Here is a 20,771-nt window from a genome sequence, read left to right as displayed (position 1 = left end):
GTCGAATAATCCAAGAATCTAAAATTCTAACCCCATGACCTTTGAATCAAATCTTGGCAATAAAAAAGGACGGCTTTGCCGTCCTTCCAACAAGTTAATATATGAAACCTAATCTTCAAGCGATGGATTGTATTTCCAGAACTCTTTGAATTGTTCCGGAGTACCTCCCACGCCTGCGCCAAACCCAACATACGCCTGATTGCCAATTGAAGTTGCAACTGAGCCTTCCCTTCCAACACTAGGTAATGAAGTTTTTTGGGTCCATCCTGTATCTGGATCATATTCCCATAAGTCGGTTAGATGACCACTTACAGAGACTCCCAACCCGACATAACCTTTAAATCCTTGAATGTCAAAACCAATGGCACCTTCCCTTGCAGCACCTGGTAGTGGCGTTCCAGGATCTGTCCAACTATCTAAGTCCGAGTCATATATATATAGTCCGTTGGATAAATCATTTCCATTTCCGGTGGCTATGTAGCCCAAATCATTGTTAAGAGAGAAACCGACTGCGTTTTGCAGACCTTGACCATTCTCCGCAAAACCTTGATAATCAAAAATGTTTCCTTGTTTGTCAATACCTCTTAGGTTCTGAGGTTCACCATTTTCAATTACGCCATACACATAACCGAGTGTTGATTCACCATGGTCAATTGTAAAAGAGCTTAAATCACTACCCAAATTTGTTGAATCAAATTCGGTCCAGGTTTCAGTTTTAGGATTAAAAACCCAACTATCACTGATGGCTCCTTCATCATTTTCGCCGGTAATGATGAACCATATATTACCCATTTCGAAAGAGGTTGCCTTAGAACGGCCTTTACCTGGAAACTCTGGACCTTCAGACCATGAATCACTTTTCACATCATAGACCCAGATATCCTTAAGGTACAATGTATTTTGGCCAGAGATAGTTTGCCCTAGTCCAAAGTATATTTTATGCTTTCCTTCGGCATCTCTCAGAAATGCCATATTTCCGTATTCAATCGAGTTATATTCGTTTTCTGGTAATGTGGCCATTTTTCGCCAAGGACCTACAGTAAAATCCATGGTACTTGTCATATAATCCACTCCACCAACCGTTATCCCAATAAGACCTGTTGTGGCGTTTGCTGGCACGGTTGCAGTAAGCATGGTTTCAGTTGCTTCCGTTACTTGAGCGGGGACTCCATTGAATTCAACCAGATTTTCTTCAATGTTTACGCTGAAATTGGTTCCGCTAATCTCAACTACCGTTCCTTCCTTTCCTTCAAGAGGATAAAAACTATCTATGGAAACTTGGGGCTCCAATACGTCAAAATCTGTTGAGCTTTCCACTGTTTCCCCGTCTACGGTAACTGAAATGGGTCCGCTTTCTGCATTGTTTGGGACAACCACCTTAAGCGAAGTTGAAGAGACTTCATTAATTGTGGCCGACGTACCGTTAAACTCCACCGTGTTGTCTTCAATTGTGGAGCCAAAATTGGACCCGGAGATAGTCACTTTTATTCCAGGAGTACCTTGTGTTGGCTCAAATTGGGTAATGGTGGGTGGGTTGACTTTTGGATCATCATCGGTTATGCCAGAACCGTCATCCGTTGGCGGTGTTGTTCCGTCATCCGAGCCGCAAGCAATATAAAATAAGGTAAGCAGCACAAGAATGACATAGGTAAAAGTAGGTTTTTTCATAATAAACTGTTTTAAATGAACCTAAATAAACCATAAACGGCCCTGCCTTGCACCTCTAAATTCACGAATGCCCCTTTTCAATTGACGGATGGATGTTTTGGATTGACTCTTGGATAATTTTCAATTTTGGATTTTCAATTGTTTACATTCTTTCCAAGAACCAAGAACCAAGAACCAAGAACCAAGAACCAAGAACCAAGAACCAAGAACCAATTTTTGCTATCTTTCCCACTTCCTTAAATCGAAAAATCTAACAATACAAGAAAGAATTCAACCTATTGCCCTTCACCCTTTTTAATAATCTCACTAGGGATTAATATTTTTGCACCATGCACGACTATTTGATAGTAGGCCTGGGCCTGGCTGGAATCTCTTTTTGCGAAACCTTGGAAAAAAATGGAAAGACCTTCCATGTTATTTCCGATAATTCCCAGCAATCTTCCCTAGTGGCCGGAGGGCTCTATAACCCTGTCATCCTAAAAAGGTTTACTATGGCGTGGAACGCAGGGGAGCAAATGGGGGGAGCCTTGCCCTTTTACCGCCAGCTAGAGCAGAAACTGGAGGTGAAACTGGATTATAAATTGAGGGTTCTAAGACGCTTCGCTTCCATTGAAGAACAGAACACTTGGTTTGAGGCAGCGGACAAACCCGGATTGGATAGCTTCCTATCAACAGACATTCAGCAAAATAAAAACCCCCACCTGAATGCTCAGTTTGGTTTTGGTGAAGTGCTCCACACCGGTCGTATCGATACGGCCGCACTCTTGTCTTCCTACACCCAATATTTGAAAGATAAGGGAATTTTAACCCTTCACCCTTTCGTCTTTGATCATTTTAAAGCGTTTTCCGACCACATTTCGTATAACAACGTTAAGGCCAAGCGAATTGTCTTTTGTGAAGGCTACGGGCTTAAAAACAACCCATTTTTTGGCTATTTACCCTTAAATGGCACCAAGGGAGAGCTTTTAACCATCAAAGCACCGGATTATAGGGAAGAAAATGTCATCAAATCCGGCGTGTTTACCATCCCCATGGGGAATGATATGTATCGGGTTGGAGCTACCTATAAGTGGAAAGACAAGACCAATACTCCTACCAAAGAGGCCAAATCAGAACTCTTGGAAAAGTTGAAAACTTTTTTAAAATGTGATTTTGAAGTGGTGGATCATGTAGCTGGGATTAGACCTACAGTTGTGGACCGAAGGCCTTTGGTCGGGCAACATCCAGAACATGGAAATCTCTATGTGCTAAATGGTTTTGGTTCAAGGGGTGTGCTAATTGCGCCCTATGCTTCAGAACAATTATATTGCCATATTGAAGAGGGCCGACCCTTGGATTTGGAAATCGATTGCCAAAGGTTTACAAAAAAATACTATTCCAACTGACCCTTAACCGCTGGAGGTTCGTACTTAAAAAAGAAATTGATCCAAATATTTCGGGACAATCGTACAATGATAGGGAGAAAGACCACCAAAGTGAGCACAATGGCAATAAAGGTGTTTACCAGCGAAGTACCCAAAACCAGAAAGGAAATTACAAATGCCGCTGCGGCAAAAGCAATCCCTACACCATAGCTCACATACATGGAGCCATAAAAGAACGAAGGTTCAATTTTGTACTTGGTGCCGCAATGCGAGCAACGCTCATGCATCTTGAACAATTGGGAAATGGCATAAGGATTGGTGTTTTGGTACATGCTCTCCTGATGGCATTTGGGGCAACTTCCTGTTAAAATACTGTAGAGTTTGTTTCCTTTTTTTAACATTTGCAAGGCTTTTGACAAAAGTAAGATTTGCAGTTGTTTTTACGGTTCAACGGTAATACCAAAAGTTGATTTTAACATAATGAATTTTTATTATAAGTATGCTTAATATCCATAACCTTTCAGTTGCTTTTGGGGGCGAATATCTTTTTGAGGAAATCGCCTTTCGTCTCAACGGCGGTGACCGGGTGGGGCTTATTGGCAAGAATGGAGCTGGAAAGTCGACACTCTTAAAGTTGCTCTCCAAGGAAATGGCCCCGGACTCGGGAACAATTGCCACCGAAAAGGATATTAGGATCGGTTTCTTAAAGCAGGACATTGATTTTGAACAAGGGAGAACGGTACTTGAAGAATCCTATCAGGCATTTGCCGAAATCAAGGCCCTGGAGATGCAATTGGACAAGATTAACCAAGAACTTGCGGAACGGACCGACTACGAGAGTGAGTCCTATAACCAATTGATGGTGGATCTCACGGAAGTAACCCATAGATACGAGATTCTTGGAGGATACAACTATCAAGGAGATACTGAAAAGGTATTGATAGGACTCGGATTCAAAAGAAAGGATTTCGATAAGCTTACCGATACGTTTTCCGGCGGATGGCGAATGCGGATTGAACTGGCCAAATTGTTGTTGCAAAACAATGATGTACTGCTATTGGATGAGCCTACCAACCACTTGGACATCGAATCCATTATTTGGTTGGAGCAATTTCTGAAAAACTACTCAGGAGCGGTGGTTATTGTCTCGCACGACAAGATGTTCTTGGACAATGTTACCAATAGAACCATAGAGATCTCGTTGGGTCGAATCTATGATTATAACAAACCCTACTCCAAGTTTTTGGAATTAAGGGGAGAGATTCGAGAGCAACAGCTGAACGCCCAAAAAAATCAAGAGAAACAAATTCAACAGACCGAAAAACTCATAGAAAAGTTCAGGGCGAAAGCGACCAAAGCTTCCATGGCGCAATCACTTATCAAGAAATTGGATAAAATTGACCGAATCGAAGTGGACGAAGAAGACAACAGCGTCATGAACGTGCGTTTCCCGGTCTCCGTTACCCCAGGAAAGGTCATTGCGGAACTGGAAAATCTGTCCAAAAGCTATGGGGAGAATGAAGTACTGAACGGAATCAATCTGTTGGTGGAACGAAGTAGTAAGACTGCCTTCGTGGGTCAAAATGGACAGGGAAAGACAACCTTGGCCAAAATTATGGTAGGGGAACTGGACCATGAGGGGATGGTGAAGATTGGACATAATGTGCAAATAGGGTACTTCGCCCAAAATCAGGCCGAGTATTTGGACGGGAACAAGACCATTCTGGATACCATGATCGACGCTGCGAATGAAAAGAATCGGAGCAAGGTCAGGGATATTTTGGGCTCTTTTTTGTTTAGGGGAGATGAGGTGGACAAATACGTTAAGGTGCTCTCAGGAGGTGAGCGTAACCGATTGGCCTTGGCCAAAATGTTGTTGCAACCCTTTAACGTGCTGGTCATGGATGAACCTACCAACCACTTGGACATTAAATCCAAGAACGTATTAAAGCAGGCGTTGCAAAATTTTGAAGGGACTTTGGTACTGGTCTCCCACGATCGTGATTTTCTTCAAGGGCTCACGGATAGGGTATATGAGTTCAAGGATGGAGGTATAAAAGAATACCTAGGCGATATCGATTTCTATCTGGAACAGCGCAAAGCTGAGGATTTTAGAAAAATAGAAAAGGGCGAACAACAAATTCAAGTAAAGAAGGAGAAGCCCAAGGCAAATGACTACCAGACCCAAAAAAAGCTTAAGTCCCTAAAGAATAGGCTTAGTGGAGTGGAAAAGAAAATTTCGCAATTGGAAAAGGACATTGCGACCATAGATCATGAATTATTGATGGATTATGACTCCACCATTGCCAAACCGGGCTTTTTTGATGATTATCAAGGGAAAAAGGACAATTTGGAGACCTTGATGGAGGAATGGGAAAAACTCTCTAACGATATGGAACAACTGGACTAATACCTTTTTCGGAGTCCTACACCACGCTTTTAGACCACTTTACAACATTTTTCCAGAGCTACACCTAAATAATTTGTAGGGTTTTGGCTTCTCATCGTTATTTGTAAGTAAATTCTTATGAATTGAAATAATTGTTCATGATAAGACAAGCGATTTACTGCCTTTTTATGCTCGTTTTGGGAATTGGAATCTCATATGGTGAAGTTTCCCAAAAGGAGAAAAACGCATTGTTGGACCTTTACCACAACACCAACGGTGAAAATTGGAAGGCATCCTGGGATTTGAATGCCCCGGTAAGCACCTGGAAAGGTATAGAGGTTAAAGAAAATCGTGTTGTTGGGATTAATTTGTTCATGAATAACTTGGAGGGAGTGCTTCCCGAGAGTATTGGGAAGTTGAAGTACCTAACACATTTAAACCTTGCTTTTAATGGTATTACGGGAGTATTACCGAAAGATATCGTTAAACTAAAGAGCCTAAAAGTACTTCGTTTGGAGATGAACCGTATTAAAGGTTCTATTCCGTTGGGAGTTGGGCAAATGCAGGAGCTAAGGGTATTTTCCATGTTTAATAATTTCTTGAGTGGCTCCATACCCAATACCTTCGGAGAATTGGAACACCTGAGGGAACTCAACCTATCCAGCAACAACCTTAGGGGTATTATTCCGGCTTCTATTGGCAATTTGACCAAACTGGAAGCTCTTGGACTCTTTGAAAACAATCTTGAGGGATCCATTCCCGAGGAAATGGGCAATCTTTCCGAATTGAAGGAGTTGGTCTTGGCCAACAATCAATTGGGCGGTGAGATACCGTCTGAATTTGGGCAATTGGCCAGCCTTAAAATATTACAATTACAGAATAATCGGTTCAACTCGTATAAAGGACTCCAAGAAATGGACACAAAACAGTTCTTGGTCTTTGATACCGATGAAAAATCATTAAATCCAAAATTCAACGAACTGCAATTGCAGCGCACCCGAATGGCGGATACAAAATTTGAAGATGTTGACGAAAATGAGTAGTTAGTTATACTTTAGTTTGTTTGGTTTGGGGATACAGGCGTGTATCCCCTTTTTTGTTTCCACATATTTCTTTTTACGTTAACATTTTATGAAATATTTAACCAAGCAAACCTTCCTTAGCCAATAGCTTTGCAGGGACTAATTCGCTCCTAAACATGCGCAAGCTCATTATTTCGGCCGTTGCTGGCGGCATTGTAATCTTTTTGTCCATATTTCTTGCCAAGCTTATTGTGGGAAGCAAGAAAAGTCGAAGACCACAATCCCAAAAAGTGGTCAAAACCGTATTTGTGGACACGGTACGCAACGCAACCATCCCTATTGTAGTTCCTGCAAATGGAAATCTAAGGGCGAAAAAACGGGTTGAACTGTTTTCCGAAGTACAGGGTGTTTTCAGACAGGGAAGCAAATTGTTTCGGACCGGACAGGAATATGCCGCGGGCCAGACCCTGATACGAATCGATGCCAATGAGTATTATGCCTCTGTCCAATCGGCAAAAAGCAATCTGTACAATCTATTGACATCCATAATGCCTGATTTGAGGTTGGATTATCCTGAAATATATGCCAAATGGCAGGACTACCTCAATAATTTTGATTTGGACAAAACCACTCCAAAACTTCCGGAAATGGCCTCTGAAAAAGAAAAATTCTTTATTTCGGGAAGGGGGGTGATTTCCAGTTACTACAACGTCAAAAATTTGGAACAACGACTTTCAAAATATACAATATCTGCCCCTTTCGGAGGGGTGCTCACAGACGCCTTGGTCACAGAGGGAACCTTGATTCGTGTAGGACAGAAATTAGGAGAGTTTATCAATATAGGAGTGTACGAATTGGAGGTTGCCGTGAGCAAGACTTACGGAGACTACTTAACCGTGGGCAAGCGGGTTGAACTTTCCAATCTGGAGAAAAGCCAAACCTTCATGGGCAAGGTAATAAGGGTGAATGGTCGGGTAGATCAAAATTCACAGACCATTACTGTATACATTGAAGTAAGTGGCGATAACTTGAAAGAAGGACAATACTTGGAAGCGAATTTGGAAGCCAAAGAAGAGCCAGATGCTATTGAAGTAGATAGGTCCTTGCTGCTGGAAAACAATCAAATCTTTGTGGTTCGCGATACCATATTGGATGTCATCGATGTACATCCTGTGTATTTTACCGACAGGACCGTGGTCCTAAAAAATGTACCCAATGAGGAGGTTATCGTATCTAGGCCGGTTTCTGGAGGTTATGCAGGAATGGAGGTAAAGGTTTTTGATGCCAACAACAGCAAAAGAACCAAATCGTGAGAAAGGTAATAGCCTATTTTATCAAGTACCATGTTGCGGTCAATGTGATCATATTGGCCTTCTTCATCTTTGGGATTGTGGGAGCCTTGTCCCTAAAATCCTCGTTTTTTCCTTTGGTCGATTCCCAGAACATTGTCATTAACATTGCCTATCCCGGAGCTTCGCCATTGGAGGTTGAAGAAGGGATTGTGCTAAAAATAGAGGACAATCTAAAAGGTTTGCAAGGAGTAGAGCGTGTTACCTCTACCTCTAGGGAAAACAGCGGAAACATCAATGTGGAGATTGAAAAAGGAAGGGATATAGACTTCATGTTATTGGAGGTCAAGAACGCCGTGGATCGGGTGCCCACATTTCCTGTAGGAATGGAACCATTGATCGTGTCCAAGCTAGAAGCGGTTCGCCCAACGATTAGTTTCGCGGTCTCTGGGGAAAACATACCGCTTGCAACATTAAAACAGATTGGGCGACAAATTGAAAATGATTTACGGGCCATAGATGGGATTTCCCAGATAGCAATTTCTGGTTATCCGGAAGAGGAAATTGAAATTGCGGTAAACGAAAACAGCCTTTTGGCTTATAATCTTTCCTTTAATGAGGTGGCCCAAGCAGTTTCCAATGCCAATATTTTGGTGACCGGGGGAAACATTAAGACCAACGCAGAGGAATATTTGATTCGAGCCAATAACCGCTCTTACTACGGGGATGAACTCTCCAATGTGGTTGTAAGGGCTGATGCATCCGGGCGATCTGTCCGATTGAAGGATGTGGCCATCATAAGGGATCGATTTTCGGAAACCCCCAATGCTTCCTACCTAAATGGCGAACTATCTGTAAATATAACGGTAACCAGCACCAATACGGAAGACCTAATTGGTTCTGCTGAGCAGGTGAAGGACTATGTCGCAGATTTTAATGAAAGATACTCCAACGCCCAGTTGGAGGTTATCAGCGATCAATCAAAGACATTGACCCAACGTACGGACCTTCTTACCGAAAATGCAATCATCGGGATGGCGTTGGTACTTTTGTTCCTCTCGTTATTTCTGAATACCCGATTAGCTTTTTGGGTGGCATTTGGACTTCCGGTTGCGTTTTTAGGGATGTTCGTTTTTGCCCCCATGCTCAATGTGACCATCAACGTGCTATCCCTATTTGGGATGATCATTGTGATAGGGATTTTGGTGGATGACGGGATTGTTATCGCTGAAAACATCTATCAACACTATGAAAAGGGTAAAAGCCCCATACGTGCGGCCATAGATGGGACAATGGAAGTGATTCCGCCAATTCTATCCGCGATAATTACCACAATTCTGGCGTTTTCACTCTTCCTTTTTCTGGATGGGCGAATTGGGGATTTCTTTAGCGAAGTATCAGTAATCGTTATTTTGACCTTGGTCGTTTCCCTAGTTGAAGCATTGATTATTCTTCCGGCCCACTTGGCGCATTCCAAAGCCTTGAGACCAAAAAGTCAGGACCCAACCTCCGGTCTGGGAAGGATATTTGCCAAGCTTAGGGTTATAAATAAATTAGGGGATCAGGCCATGGCATACATGCGCGATAGGTGGTATAGTCCTGTGTTACGATTTGCCTTGAACTATAAATTTCTAACGTTTTCCTTTTTCTTCATGGCCTTGGCATTGACCTTTGGTTCCATTGGGGGCGGGATTATAAGAACTGCATTTTTTCCAAGGATTGCCAGCGATAGGATTGCCGTTGAACTTCAGATGCCAAATGGTACCAACGAGAAAGTTACGGATTCCATTATCACCCTTATTCAGGATAAGGCAGAAATTGTAAACCAACAACTTACTGAGGAATATTTGCAGGGCTCGGACAAGATGCTATTTGAAAATATGCTAAAAACACTGGGTCCAGGTTCTTCAACGGCGACGCTGATCATTAATTTGTTGCCTGGAGAGGAACGCCCTGATGAGATTGTTGCCAGTTTGGTAACCGGAAAGTTACGGCAGTTGGTAGGACCGGTTATTGGTGTGGAAAGTCTGATTTATGGCTCTGGCGGAAACTTTGGGGGAGACCCGGTTTCAGTTTCACTTTTGGGGAATAATATTACTGAGTTAAAGGCAGCGAAAAATGAGCTTAAAACAGCCATGTTGAACAACTCACTGCTAAAGGACGTTGCTGACAACGACCCAGCAGGTATCAAAGAAATTCGATTGCAGCTCAAGGAAAATGCGTATTTGCTCGGTTTGGACTTAAGAACGGTCATGAATCAGGTTAGGGCCGGATTCTTTGGGTCTCAGGCCCAACGATTTCAACGAGGACAAGATGAAATTAGGGTTTGGGTGCGCTATGATCGTACCAACCGATCTTCACTTACTGATTTGGACGATATGCGCATTTTAACGCCTTCGGGTGATAGGATTCCGTTAAAGGAGATAGCAACCTATTCTATCGAAAGGGGAGATGTGGCCGTCAACCATTTGGACGGACAAAGAGAGATTCAGATATCATCGGACTTAACAGATCCTGAGACCACCAGCGGTACCGATGCCATGGCATGGATTCGAACTGAAGTCATGCCAGATATTCTTTCAAGATACCCTTCAATCACCCCTTCCTATGAAGGCCAGAACAGGGAATTCAATAAATTCAACAATTCACTAAGATTTGCGGGATTGACCGTGTTGATTCTGATTTTTATCACCATAGCCTTTACGTTTAGAAGCTTTAGTCAGCCTTTGTTGTTATTGCTTTTGGTTCCTTTTAGCCTTACTGCGGTTGCGTGGGGCCATTGGATCCACAGCTTTCCAATCAATATTTTATCACTTTTGGGAATTATAGCGTTGATCGGAATTATGGTCAATGATGGCTTGGTGCTGATCGGGAAGTTCAATAATAATCTAAGGAGCGGACTTAAATTCGACGAAGCCATTTATGAGGCAGGACGATCTAGGTTCAGGGCCATATTCTTAACATCCATTACCACAATAGCCGGTTTGGCACCGCTTCTTTTGGAGAAAAGTAGGCAAGCACAATTTCTAAAACCAATGGCACTATCCATTGCCTACGGTATTGGATTTGCTACTATCCTCACTTTAATAATGCTTCCGATTTTCCTTGCTTTTGGAAATAATGTAAAAGTTGGAATTAAACAGCTCTGGACAGGTAAAAAAGCATCACGGGAAGAGGTGGAGCGCGCCATAAGGGAGCGAACTGAGGAAGAGAACATGGCAGATGAAGGACTGTATCAACAAAATGGAAGTATTCAACATAACGGTACCCAAGAGAAAGAAGCTTCACAAGTTTTAGAAGGCACAACATAAATGAGACGCATACTTTTTACGCTACCCCTGTTTTTATTCACTTTTATCGGTTTGGCACAGGAACAAATGCTTGGCAAGGAAGAGGCCATAGCAATGACGCTTGCCAACAACCTCGGTATTCAGGTAGCAAGGAACACACAAAAAATAGATGAGAACAATGCCAATATCCTAAACTCAGGGTATCTGCCTTCTGTAACTGCAAACGCGGGCGGGAGCATAGACAAGCAGAATACCGAGGGACAGCTTGCCAATGGAGAAACCCGAACAGCGGATGGGGTTGAAACACGGAGGTACAATGCTTCGGTAAATGTAAACTACACCCTTTTCGATGGTCTGGGCAGGTATTACGACTATAAAAGCTTTAAGGAACGCTCGCTCCAATCCGAACTTGAAGTGCGGCAGACCATTGAAACTACGGTCCTTCAACTGTTCACGGTATACTATGAGGTGGCAAGATTGACCGAAAACACGCAAAATTTGGAGCAGGCTTTGGCTATCTCAAAGGATAGACTGACGCGGGCCCGCTATCAATTTGAATACGGACAGAATACCGGTCTTGATGTACTTAACGCCGAGGTTGATATAAATACTGATAGTATTAATCTGTTGAATTCACGTCAGCAGCTGCGGAACACCATGAGAGATCTCAACCTAATTTTGAATCGAGAACTGTCTACTGCATTCTCGGCAGATACTACGGTGAACTTTGTGTCTGGCTTGGAGATGGAGAATATGCATAATGAGGCGAAGACCAACAATGTACGACTTCAGATTGCTGATCGGCAAATGAATATCAATCAACTTAATATCAAATCGGCCCGTAGCGCATTTTTGCCTACCATTGGTTTGACCGGTTCCTATGGTTGGAATGAGTCCAATAACAACAGTCCCTTGGCATTTACCGTGCAGAACTCTTCTACCGGTGTTTCTGGAGGGATTAATCTAACTTGGAGCCTTTTTGATGGTGGTAGGGCCATAACGGGTATCAAGAACGTCAAGATTGGATACGAGAACCAAGAGCTACTACAAAAACAAATTAAACTTGAGGTGGAGCGGGATATCCGAAATGCATGGGATAGTTACACCAATGCGTTATATGTATTGGAGGTTCAAGAAAAAAACCTGCAGACTACCCTGAATAATTTCAATAGGACCGATGAGCGCTATAAACTGGGTCAGATTACCTCCATTGAGTTCCGACAGGCCCAACTCAATCTTTTAAATGCGGAATTAGCTCAAAGCCAGGCCAAATATAGCGCCAAGTTGGCGGAATTACAGATGCTTCAAGTTAGTGGGCAACTGTTGAATGTTGAGTTTTAGTGGTGTAATTCGTTTCTGTTTCAACCATGTTTGAACATTTTTTTCAATGTCCGTATTGCTGGGAGGAGATTTCTTTTCTTCTGGATACTTCAGTTTCCCAACAGTCCTACGTTGAGGACTGTGAGGTATGTTGCAATCCGATCGAAGTTAGTGTCCGTTGTGCTCAAAGGGAATTGACAGACTTTCAGGCAAGGGAGTTGGGTCAGGGATAATTACCTCAAAGGTTTAGCCATTGTTTGAACTCGGCAGCCTTGTTTTTACTGATAATGATATTTTGCTCAGAATCTGGATTGACCAAAATTTTCAATTGGTTGTTCCCATAGCGTACAATTTTGTCGATACTGGAAATGGCAATGATAAACTGCCTATTGGCCCGGAAGAAATGGGCATTGTCCAATTGGGAAAACAGCTCGTCCAAACTGGAATTGGAGGTGGTCCTTCTTCCGTCAAAACAAACTACGTAGGTAATTGTGTTTTCGGTATAGATTTGGGCAATCTCTTCTGTGGGTATTGGGAGAAGTTCGTTTCTCACATAGGTTAAAATTCTTCTTTTGGATTGTTGATCGGAACTTTCTTCTTGATTTACCTTTTGCTGGTAATCACCAACAGCTCGATTCAATTTGGACAGATTCACCACTTCATCCTCCAACTGTTGGTTTTTCAACTCCAATCTTTTTTCATACTTGCTTCCAATCCATCGTACTGTTAGTACATAGGAAAGGACAACAATAAGTCCCATGACCAGGAAAATGAGATAAAATCGATTTTTTAGTTCATTCAGCCGGAGGTGGATTTTATCTAGTCCAACATGGACCGCCACAATCCAATCTGTCCCGGCAACAGGATACAAATGAATGACCTCAGATTCGTTTTCAAGGTTTGCCGTTCCAATTTCGTCCATTCGTGTTTTTAATTGCTCGTAAAAACTGGTAAGGGTCAGCTCCTCTGTCACGGAAGAAACAAAAGATTCGGATGCCCCGGCCATTTGCCCCACATTTTTGATGTCTGGATGACAAACAATTTTCCCGGACCAGTCCAAAATACTTAGATAGCCAATATCTTGATCAGTTTCCTCCAAACTCTGCTGCACATTTTGTATCACTTTTGCTTTATCTGGATTGGTGTTCATCTGATGACTTACCAGGGTGGCGAAGGTCTTCGCTTCATTTTTACTGAACTCCATATAGGTTTGCAAAAGTGTAAGTGTTCCTGACTTGTTTAAGTAATGGAGCGCAATGCTGGAAATGAGCGCATAAATCAACGCTATGGAGATAAAAGTGAGGAAATAGAGCCGGTCTTTTCGCATGGGGTCAATGCCAATTTTTTTCTCAAGATATAATGATTTTGCAAGCCTGCAAAAATCGGTTCAAGGAATGTAATGTTCCTTTAAAGTGTCAAATTCCCTTTAAGGCCAAAAATTCCCTGTTAAACCCTAATATTCCCCTTCACCAACATTTTGTCGATTTAAAACTTTGATTATCACGTGCTTTGATTTTATCAAACACAAAAGACAATTATCATTAACCCTTTAAAAATTTAATCATGAAAAAGAGTTTGATTTACTTTTTAACCATGACATTCATGGTTGTTGTTGCAAGTTGCTCCAGTGACAGTGAGGAAGATCTGGTGCCAACCGATGATGACCCTACAAACGGAACAGTAACCTATGAAGACAATATTAGTTCTTTAATTGGTGGAAGTTGTTTGGGGTGCCATTCTTCGCCTCCCACGAATGGGGCTCCGTTTTCATTGACCACCTTTTCCGATGTGGAAAGCAGGGCCAGTGGGATTTTGACCGCCATAAGTAGACAGACAGGTGAACCAAGGGCAATGCCCCCTGGTGGAAGATTGCCACAATCCACAATAGACCTAGTAGACGCATGGATTGACCAAGGAACCCCTGAAAACTAATTTGGAAATGCCAAAACAGATGTTGAAAGGAGTATTAGGTTTTGTATTGGTTTTTCTTGGATTGATTGGTGTAAATGCCCAGGAAAAATACATTGATAAGAATGGGATAATCATTTTTGAAGCCTCTGAGAAGTTGTTCGAGGAGGTGAAGGCCACCAATGAGACCGTTACCACCATTTTTGATGCCCAGACCAATGATATAGCTTCCTTGGCCCTTGTAAAAGCCTTCCGATTTAAAAATGCGTTGATGCAGGAACATTTCAACGAGAACTATGCGGAATCCGATAGTTACCCCAAGGCAATTTTCAAAGGAAAGTTGGTCGATTTTAAGTTGGAGGAACTTCAAACTGAAAGCTCTAAAGTTAATCTAAAGGGCAAACTAGCCTTCCACGGCAAGGATAAGGAGATTGAAACCATTGTCACCGTGCAACGAGCTGGTGATAAGTTGGCAATACTTGGTGATTTTATAGTTACTCCGGCAGATTTTGATATCAAAATACCGAAAATAGTTCGGAATAAAATTGCCAAGGAAGTGCAGGTGAAGATTGATTTTAAACTCGCCAAGAAATGAATCGCAGGAAATGGACTTTCGCAGTATTGGTTGCTTTTTTCACTCTCGCCATGGTTTGGCTCGGCTACGCATTCCTCTCGGGCGAGCATAGGAGTATTTCAGAAGAAGAAGCGGTCTTTGACCTCTCCGCTGAACAGCTATTCATGGATTGGAACAGGGAAGGCGGAAAGCGCTTTGTTGATCAAACCATTATAGCGTCCGGGACAATTACCGAAATGGAAAAGAATTCAGTCATACTGGACAACAAGATACAGGTCAACTTCATTGATATGGCATTGGAGCTCTCAAATGGGGATTCCCTGGCTATAAAGGGAAGGTGTGTAGGCTATGACGACCTGCTAGAACTTGTTAAAATAGACCAGGCAAGCATCGTAAACTAATCAAATAAACAAATGAAAAACATACTTTACACAGTGCTGCTGTTACCTTACTTGGTGTTGGGCCAGGATGCACTCCTTGATGAAATAGATACCGAGACCCCGCCAGATTATGAAACCGCGGCTTTCAAAGGGCTGAAAATTGTGAATTTCGAATCCACCAAAATGGTCTCGCAAAAAGAGCTCTATTTTGTGGTTTCTCACCGATTTGGAACCATTAAAACCGGAATAGAGGATTTTTTTGGACTAGATCAGGCGGTAACTCGGCTGAATCTTATTTATGGCATTACCGACGGTATTAACATCGGACTCTCCAGAAGTTCCTTTCAAAAAACCTATGAAAGTTCGCTAAAACTTAGGTTGCTACGTCAGAAAATTGGAGGTATGCCGGTTACTGTGGTACTCCATAACAGCGTGCTCCTGAACACTTCGCTAAGTGAGGAAACCTTGCCTCTTTTGGAGTTCAAACATAAGCTGGCGTATGCGTCCCAGCTATTGATTTCAAGAAAAGTGAGCAAAGACTTTTCGTTTCAGTTGGCACCCACTTTTTTCCATAACAATTTTGAGGCCTTAGACGAACAGGATAATTCGCAATACGCCCTTGGGATTGGTGGAAGGCACAAGCTGACAAAGCGATGGAGCCTGAATGTGGACTATGGACTCCATTTTAACAGAAGCGAGAACTCGCCCTTTAAAAACCCACTTTCCATAGGATTCGACCTGGAGACAGGCGGACATGTGTTCCAATTGCATTTCACCAATGCCCAACCCATGAATACCAATTATTTCTTGGGTCAGGCAACCGGAGACTGGGGTGAAGGGGATATTTTCTTTGGATTTAATATATCACGTGTTTTTTAAAACTGCCACCATGAAAAAAAGCTTAGCAAGAATTATAGTGGAACCGGGATTTTGCATGGATTGCGGTTCGGAAATGGTAAAAGAATTGATGGGCATTGATGACATCACAAATGTATTTGCCTATCCCATGGAATCACTGGTCGTTTTTCAATTCATAAAGGCCAACGAGCTGTCCTTGGCGCTCAATAAACTAATGGAAATGGGTCATCCCCCCACGGGTGATACCATCAAGGAAGAAAATTATGTGCCGCCACTATGCCGATGTAACGGTATGGGAAGCAATGCGGCTTAAGGCTTTTGAAAAGGGAAATTAGATTTAGTAGATTTGGCCCGGGGTTGTATTGCTATGCCCCGGGCTTTAATGAAAGTAACATTGGGTAACGTAAAAAACATCTTTGGGGCAAGATTTTGGTTCATTGTCCTAGTTGTGGCCTTAGTGGCTTCCGGACTCTGGTTTTATTTCAATCCTATTGAAAAAGATATGGCCAAAGTGGAACCCGAGTTTTTTTACAAAGCGCCCGATCTGATTTCGACCTTGACCGGAGACCAATCGGCCCAAAAAAATATCAAAGCGGAAAAAGTGGTGGAAATCACTGGTGCTGTGAAAGAAGTCAACGACCGAAACGACCGCATCACGATAATTCTAAGGGCGGGTTTGGAGGACCACCCGGCGGTGATTTGTGATATGCTGAAAGGGGAGCGAGAGTCTGTCAGGAAGCTCCAAATGGGGGATACCGTAAAAGTAAAGGGGATATATAAAGGATTTTTAAAAGACGCAATTTTTTTGAATTGTGTAATCGTCGATGAGTAAAGTAAACAAGCTTTTTCCTGTTTTTATGTTTTTTGCCATGTTTGCGCATGGTCAGGAATCTGCTAGGGTTATTGCAAGACAAGGCCAGGTCTCGTTCTTTTCATATACCTCGGTAGAGCATATCAAGGCAGAGAATAATCAGGTGTTGGGCATCATTGATTTGACATCAGGGGAAATTGCGGTGAGCATGCTCATGAATGCCTTTATCTTTGAAAAGGCATTGATGCGGGAACATTTTAACGAGAGCTATGTGGAATCGGATATTTATCCAAAAGCCTCTTTTGAGGGTCAGATTCAAGGGTTTGATTCCGGTTTGGAAGGTGAACAAACGCGCATTGTGAAAGGAAACTTTTCCATGCATGGCGTTACAAAAGTTTTGGAAATTAAGACGAAAATAGAACGCAAAGACCAGATTTTTGTACTGTCCGGAACCTTTGAGGCACTGGTACAGGATTATCAAATTAAAATACCGCCCTTGTTGGCCGGTAATATAGCAAAGACGATTTCAGTGGATTTTAGATTTGAATGCGAACCTTATGCGAATTAGGGCAGTTTTTACTTTTTGGACGCTTGTGGTTATGGCCGTTCCGGTTTTGGGACAGGAAGGCTTGCTGGATATTTTGGAGCAGGAGCACAAGGATACGGTTCCTACCTATGTATCCGCAACTTTTAAAACGACCAGAATTACCTATGGGCATTCCGTGGAAACCCGTAAAAAGGGAATTTTGGAAATCATGCTGTCCAACCGTTTTTGGAATACTCCGGCCTTGCAATCCCAAAGTTTTGGAGTGGATAAAATGAACGCCCGTATTGCGCTGGAATATGGTATCAGTGATCGGTTGTCCACAGGGTTTGGTGGATCCACCTGGGATGGACTCTTTGATGGTTATCTCAAATATCGTTTGGTTCGCCAACGACCTAAGGGAGAGGGTTCCCCGTTCAGCATTACTATTTTTCAAAATGCGAGTTATTTTAGTGAAGGCCTGATCCTGCCCGATGTTGATGATAGCTTTTCCAATAGATTATCATATACCTCCCAGTTGCTCATCGCCAGAAAATTTGGCCCCAATTTCTCCCTGCAGTTGACACCTACCTTTGTACATAGGAGTGTTCGTTACGGTGATATTGACGCCCGTAACCATATGGCCCTGGGGATTGGCGGCAGATATAAGCTAAGCCATCATGTGTCTTTGGTGTCCGAGTACTACACGGTTTTCAATCCATTGGACAGTTTTGATACCTATGGTCCATTTGGGTTAGGGGTGAATTGGGAAATTGGGGATGTCATGCTTCAATTTATGTTGACCAATGCCCCGAGTATGGTGGAAGATTCTTTTATAACGGGAACAAAGAACAACTTCAACTTTAAAAACCCCAACCTCAATTTCGGATTTAACTTCACCTATGTGCTTCACCTGAAACGCAAACTGAAAGGGTTAAAGCAAAAGGACTAAAGTCCTTGAGCCATCTTCTGTTGGTATTCACGCGGAGACATATCAGTTTCTTTTTTAAATACCGCATAAAAGGTGGAAATATTCTTAAAGCCTACATCGTAAGCCAATGTCTCTATCTTATCGTCCTGATTTAGATTGTGCTTAAGTTTTTCCAGAATATCCTGAATTCTAAAACTATTGATGGCTGCATGGAACGATTTGCCATATACTTCTTTGATCGCTTGGGTGATAATATACTTGGGTATACCTAGTTGTTCCGAAAACGAATGTAGGGAGAAAGAAGCCTCCCTATAGTGCAATCCTTGCTCCAGTGTCTCAATAATTAGACGTGCTGTTTCTGGGTCCACGCCTTGCTTTTTTTCTAAACTTGACAGTTTTGGGGCATACTTTAAAAAAAAGAAGAACATAAAGCATATCACAAGTGAAGCAATTGCGGTCCCCAAAGAATAGGACTCGTTGTACGGAATGATGTAGGGTAAGGTAAATGCGGCAAAAAGGAATAGTAAACAAACAAATAATACATGTTCCCATTTTCGTTCCTGATGGCCTATTCCCGATTTTCTTTGGGATTGCAATCTCCACGAGGCCAGTAGGTACATTCCCATGCTTGCCAAACACAGAAGGTACAAAAGGGAAACATAGTAAGGAAAACCTATCAAAAGCGATAAGCCTATTACTGGGAACACTAGGTGCAGCAATTGTGTGGATATCTTGGACTGGGAGTTTTTTCCCAAGATTGGCCTATAATAGTTGTAAACGAAAGGCCCAATCATTGAAAACCCTACAAAGCCCCAGACCAAAAACCATAACTGCAATTTTGGATAGAGCAAAAAATAGAAAGCGGACTTTGAAATTCGTAAGGTGATGGCCAATAACAGTAGAATCAGGGCGGTTTTTTTAATGGTGCCTCCTTTGGAAACAAAAAATAGGTAAGCAACCATAAAAAACGACATGCTAGCGGCAACGGACGTGAACACAATTAGGGCCAAATACATGGTATAAAACTATAATTATAACTAAAGATAAATTTATGACCTTTCAATTTGTTGATAGGTTTAGTATGAATCGCAACCTTCCTTCATTTTTGATGACTTGCAAATTAGCTCTTGATTGGTCTTGGTCCGATGTCATTGCCCTGTTAAAATTATCATAATCTTATTCTGCATTTTCAAAATCTAGAGGTTCTCATAACGATTGGAGCATAGCTTGGCGCATCAAACCCTTTAAGATGAAAAAAATAGTATTGGGCCTTTTGGGCCTGTTTACCATGTCCGGTTTTGGGCAATCCAATCCCTTTCACACGATGACCTACCCAACATCTAGCCCAATGGTGGTTGAAATGCAACGTTTGGGAGTCACAGAAATCACTATAAGCTATCATAGTCCTGCACTTCGGGAGCGTGATGTTTGGAACAATCCGGATGTCATTCCGCAGAACGGCACTCCAATGGCATGGCGGGCCGGTGCCAACATGAATACCATCATTGAATTTGGCACGGACGTTACCATTAATGATAAGCAATTAGAGGCAGGTGCCTATGGTTTTCATGTAATTCCCAGGGAGAATACCTATACCCTGATTTTTGCCCATAACAGCAATCAATGGGGTAGTTACTATTTGGATATGGAAAATGATGTCGCACTCACCATAGACGTGAACAGCGCAACCTGTCCAAATACGGAGCAGCTCGACTTTGAGTTCATCGACCGAAAAGATGACAGCGTTGTGGTGGCACTGGAGTGGGGTACCAAAAGGTTACCGTTCACTGTTGGTGTAGATTTGAACAAAACGGTTGTAGAAAGCTTTAGAAATGAACTTAGGGGAATAAACACCTATCGTTGGGAAGCTTGGGACGATGCAGCCAATTGGTGCTTGCAACATGATACCAACCTTGAGGAAGCGCTCACCTGGGCCAACCGTTCCATAGATGGTGGATATAATGGCTTTGCGGCCAATAAGAACCTCTCCAACTTAACAACCAAAGCCCGACTACTGGATAAACTGGGTAGGGATGAGGAATTGGCAAGTACAGTTTCTGAAGCCAGTAAGTTATCAGCGCCAGCCTACGATTTCAATGGGTTTATTATCTTTTTGTTGAGGCAAAAGCAATATGAGCAAGCGTTGGCCATGAGTACCTCTAGCCTTGAACAGCACCCAGATACGTGGTATTTGCAGCTGAACAAGGCTATAAGTCTATATCATACCAAGAAAAAGGGCAAGGAAATGTTGCGACTTCTAGATAAAGCCCATAAAGGTGCTCCAGATAATTTCAAATCCAGAATCGAGGAAATTTCCGGGGAAGTAAAAGATGGCACTTATGGGATATAGACATGAAACTATAGTTGTTTAAGCTTTTGTAATTTAATAGAGCCTCCTGATCAGGAGGCTTTTTTTATGCTTTTTGCTTACCTAAGTTTAACCT

The 20,771-nt window shown here is 42.4% G+C and carries 20 protein-coding genes; 16 read left to right on the top strand and 4 right to left on the bottom strand.

Translation table 11 applies throughout. The features are described 5' to 3' along the window. Positions 1-108: 108 nt before the first annotated feature. Entirely contained in the window at positions 109-1,668 is a 1,560-nt protein-coding gene (locus BUC10_RS06570) for an IPT/TIG domain-containing protein (RefSeq protein WP_073177591.1), read from the bottom strand. 329 nt (positions 1,669-1,997) lie between these two features. Between BUC10_RS06570 and BUC10_RS06565 the strand changes: the two genes are divergently transcribed. After that, entirely contained in the window at positions 1,998-3,053 is a 1,056-nt protein-coding gene (locus tag BUC10_RS06565) for an NAD(P)/FAD-dependent oxidoreductase (RefSeq protein WP_073177589.1), read from the top strand. Here BUC10_RS06565 and BUC10_RS06560 read toward each other — a convergent pair. Next, positions 3,041-3,433, bottom strand: a complete 393-nt coding sequence (locus tag BUC10_RS06560; protein ID WP_073177586.1) for a DUF983 domain-containing protein — start codon at positions 3,431-3,433, stop codon at positions 3,041-3,043. The genes BUC10_RS06565 and BUC10_RS06560 overlap by 13 nt on opposite strands. Positions 3,434-3,531: 98 nt before the next feature. Between BUC10_RS06560 and BUC10_RS06555 the strand changes: the two genes are divergently transcribed. The 6 genes from BUC10_RS06555 to BUC10_RS06530 all read left to right on the top strand — a co-directional run bounded on the left by BUC10_RS06555 (position 3,532) and on the right by BUC10_RS06530 (position 12,575). Next, entirely contained in the window at positions 3,532-5,442 is a 1,911-nt protein-coding gene (locus tag BUC10_RS06555) for an ABC-F family ATP-binding cassette domain-containing protein (protein ID WP_073177584.1), read from the top strand. A gap of 137 nt (positions 5,443-5,579) precedes the next feature. Next, the gene (locus tag BUC10_RS06550) at positions 5,580-6,464 is read left to right on the top strand and encodes a leucine-rich repeat domain-containing protein (RefSeq protein WP_073177582.1); all 885 of its coding nucleotides are present in this window, start codon (positions 5,580-5,582) and stop codon (positions 6,462-6,464) included. Positions 6,465-6,619: 155 nt separating this feature from the next. Then, complete coding sequence (locus BUC10_RS06545) at positions 6,620-7,756, top strand: efflux RND transporter periplasmic adaptor subunit (protein WP_073177580.1); 1,137 nt, start codon at positions 6,620-6,622, stop codon at positions 7,754-7,756. Next, positions 7,753-11,043 (top strand): efflux RND transporter permease subunit, encoded by a 3,291-nt coding sequence (locus BUC10_RS06540; RefSeq protein WP_073177578.1) that lies wholly within the window; start codon positions 7,753-7,755, stop codon positions 11,041-11,043. The genes BUC10_RS06545 and BUC10_RS06540 overlap by 4 nt, the downstream gene beginning before the upstream one ends. Beyond that, positions 11,044-12,363, top strand: coding sequence for a TolC family protein (locus BUC10_RS06535; protein WP_073177575.1), 1,320 nt, complete (start codon positions 11,044-11,046; stop codon positions 12,361-12,363). 26 nt (positions 12,364-12,389) lie between these two features. Then, positions 12,390-12,575, top strand: coding sequence for a CPXCG motif-containing cysteine-rich protein (locus tag BUC10_RS06530; RefSeq protein WP_073177571.1), 186 nt, complete (start codon positions 12,390-12,392; stop codon positions 12,573-12,575). 5 nt (positions 12,576-12,580) lie between these two features. On the opposite strand, the gene BUC10_RS06525 is transcribed toward BUC10_RS06530, so the two are convergent. Continuing rightward, a complete protein-coding gene (locus BUC10_RS06525; protein WP_073177569.1) occupies positions 12,581-13,669 on the bottom strand; it encodes a LytTR family transcriptional regulator in 1,089 nt (362 codons plus the stop codon). A 236-nt stretch (positions 13,670-13,905) separates the two neighbouring features. Between BUC10_RS06525 and BUC10_RS06520 the strand changes: the two genes are divergently transcribed. From BUC10_RS06520 to BUC10_RS06485, 8 genes are all read left to right on the top strand, one after another. Next, positions 13,906-14,274, top strand: coding sequence for a hypothetical protein (locus BUC10_RS06520; RefSeq protein WP_073177567.1), 369 nt, complete (start codon positions 13,906-13,908; stop codon positions 14,272-14,274). Positions 14,275-14,281: 7 nt separating this feature from the next. Then, positions 14,282-14,845, top strand: coding sequence for a YceI family protein (locus BUC10_RS06515; protein ID WP_245812792.1), 564 nt, complete (start codon positions 14,282-14,284; stop codon positions 14,843-14,845). Then, a complete protein-coding gene (locus tag BUC10_RS06510; protein WP_073177565.1) occupies positions 14,842-15,225 on the top strand; it encodes a hypothetical protein in 384 nt (127 codons plus the stop codon). Before BUC10_RS06515 ends, BUC10_RS06510 begins: the two co-directional genes overlap by 4 nt. 12 nt (positions 15,226-15,237) lie before the next feature. Beyond that, positions 15,238-16,083 carry a DUF5777 family beta-barrel protein gene (locus BUC10_RS06505; RefSeq protein WP_073177563.1) on the top strand — a complete coding sequence of 282 codons (846 nt, stop codon included), beginning with the start codon at positions 15,238-15,240 and terminating at the stop codon, positions 16,081-16,083. 10 nt (positions 16,084-16,093) lie between these two features. Beyond that, a complete protein-coding gene (locus BUC10_RS06500; protein ID WP_131819057.1) occupies positions 16,094-16,375 on the top strand; it encodes a hypothetical protein in 282 nt (93 codons plus the stop codon). 69 nt (positions 16,376-16,444) lie between these two features. Beyond that, positions 16,445-16,894 carry an OB-fold protein gene (locus BUC10_RS06495; protein WP_073177558.1) on the top strand — a complete coding sequence of 150 codons (450 nt, stop codon included), beginning with the start codon at positions 16,445-16,447 and terminating at the stop codon, positions 16,892-16,894. Beyond that, on the top strand, positions 16,887-17,441 hold the full coding sequence (locus tag BUC10_RS06490) for a YceI family protein (protein WP_084732577.1): 555 nt from the start codon (positions 16,887-16,889) through the stop codon (positions 17,439-17,441). The genes BUC10_RS06495 and BUC10_RS06490 overlap by 8 nt, the downstream gene beginning before the upstream one ends. Further along, a complete protein-coding gene (locus tag BUC10_RS06485; RefSeq protein ID WP_073177556.1) occupies positions 17,431-18,348 on the top strand; it encodes a DUF5777 family beta-barrel protein in 918 nt (305 codons plus the stop codon). The genes BUC10_RS06490 and BUC10_RS06485 overlap by 11 nt, the downstream gene beginning before the upstream one ends. Here the strand turns inward: BUC10_RS06485 and BUC10_RS06480 are convergent. Further along, positions 18,345-19,343, bottom strand: coding sequence for a helix-turn-helix domain-containing protein (locus BUC10_RS06480; RefSeq protein ID WP_073177555.1), 999 nt, complete (start codon positions 19,341-19,343; stop codon positions 18,345-18,347). The two genes, BUC10_RS06485 and BUC10_RS06480, sit on opposite strands and share 4 nt — an antisense overlap. A 233-nt stretch (positions 19,344-19,576) precedes the next feature. Here BUC10_RS06480 and BUC10_RS06475 point away from each other — a divergent pair, with 233 nt between their 5' ends. Beyond that, positions 19,577-20,677, top strand: a complete 1,101-nt coding sequence (locus BUC10_RS06475) for a DUF2911 domain-containing protein (protein ID WP_073177553.1) — start codon at positions 19,577-19,579, stop codon at positions 20,675-20,677. Positions 20,678-20,771 lie beyond the last annotated feature (94 nt).

The organism is Flagellimonas flava, assembly GCF_900129665.1.
GTDB lineage: Bacteria > Bacteroidota > Bacteroidia > Flavobacteriales > Flavobacteriaceae > Flagellimonas > Flagellimonas flava.
This window is presented reverse-complemented; position numbering and strand designations above follow the sequence as displayed.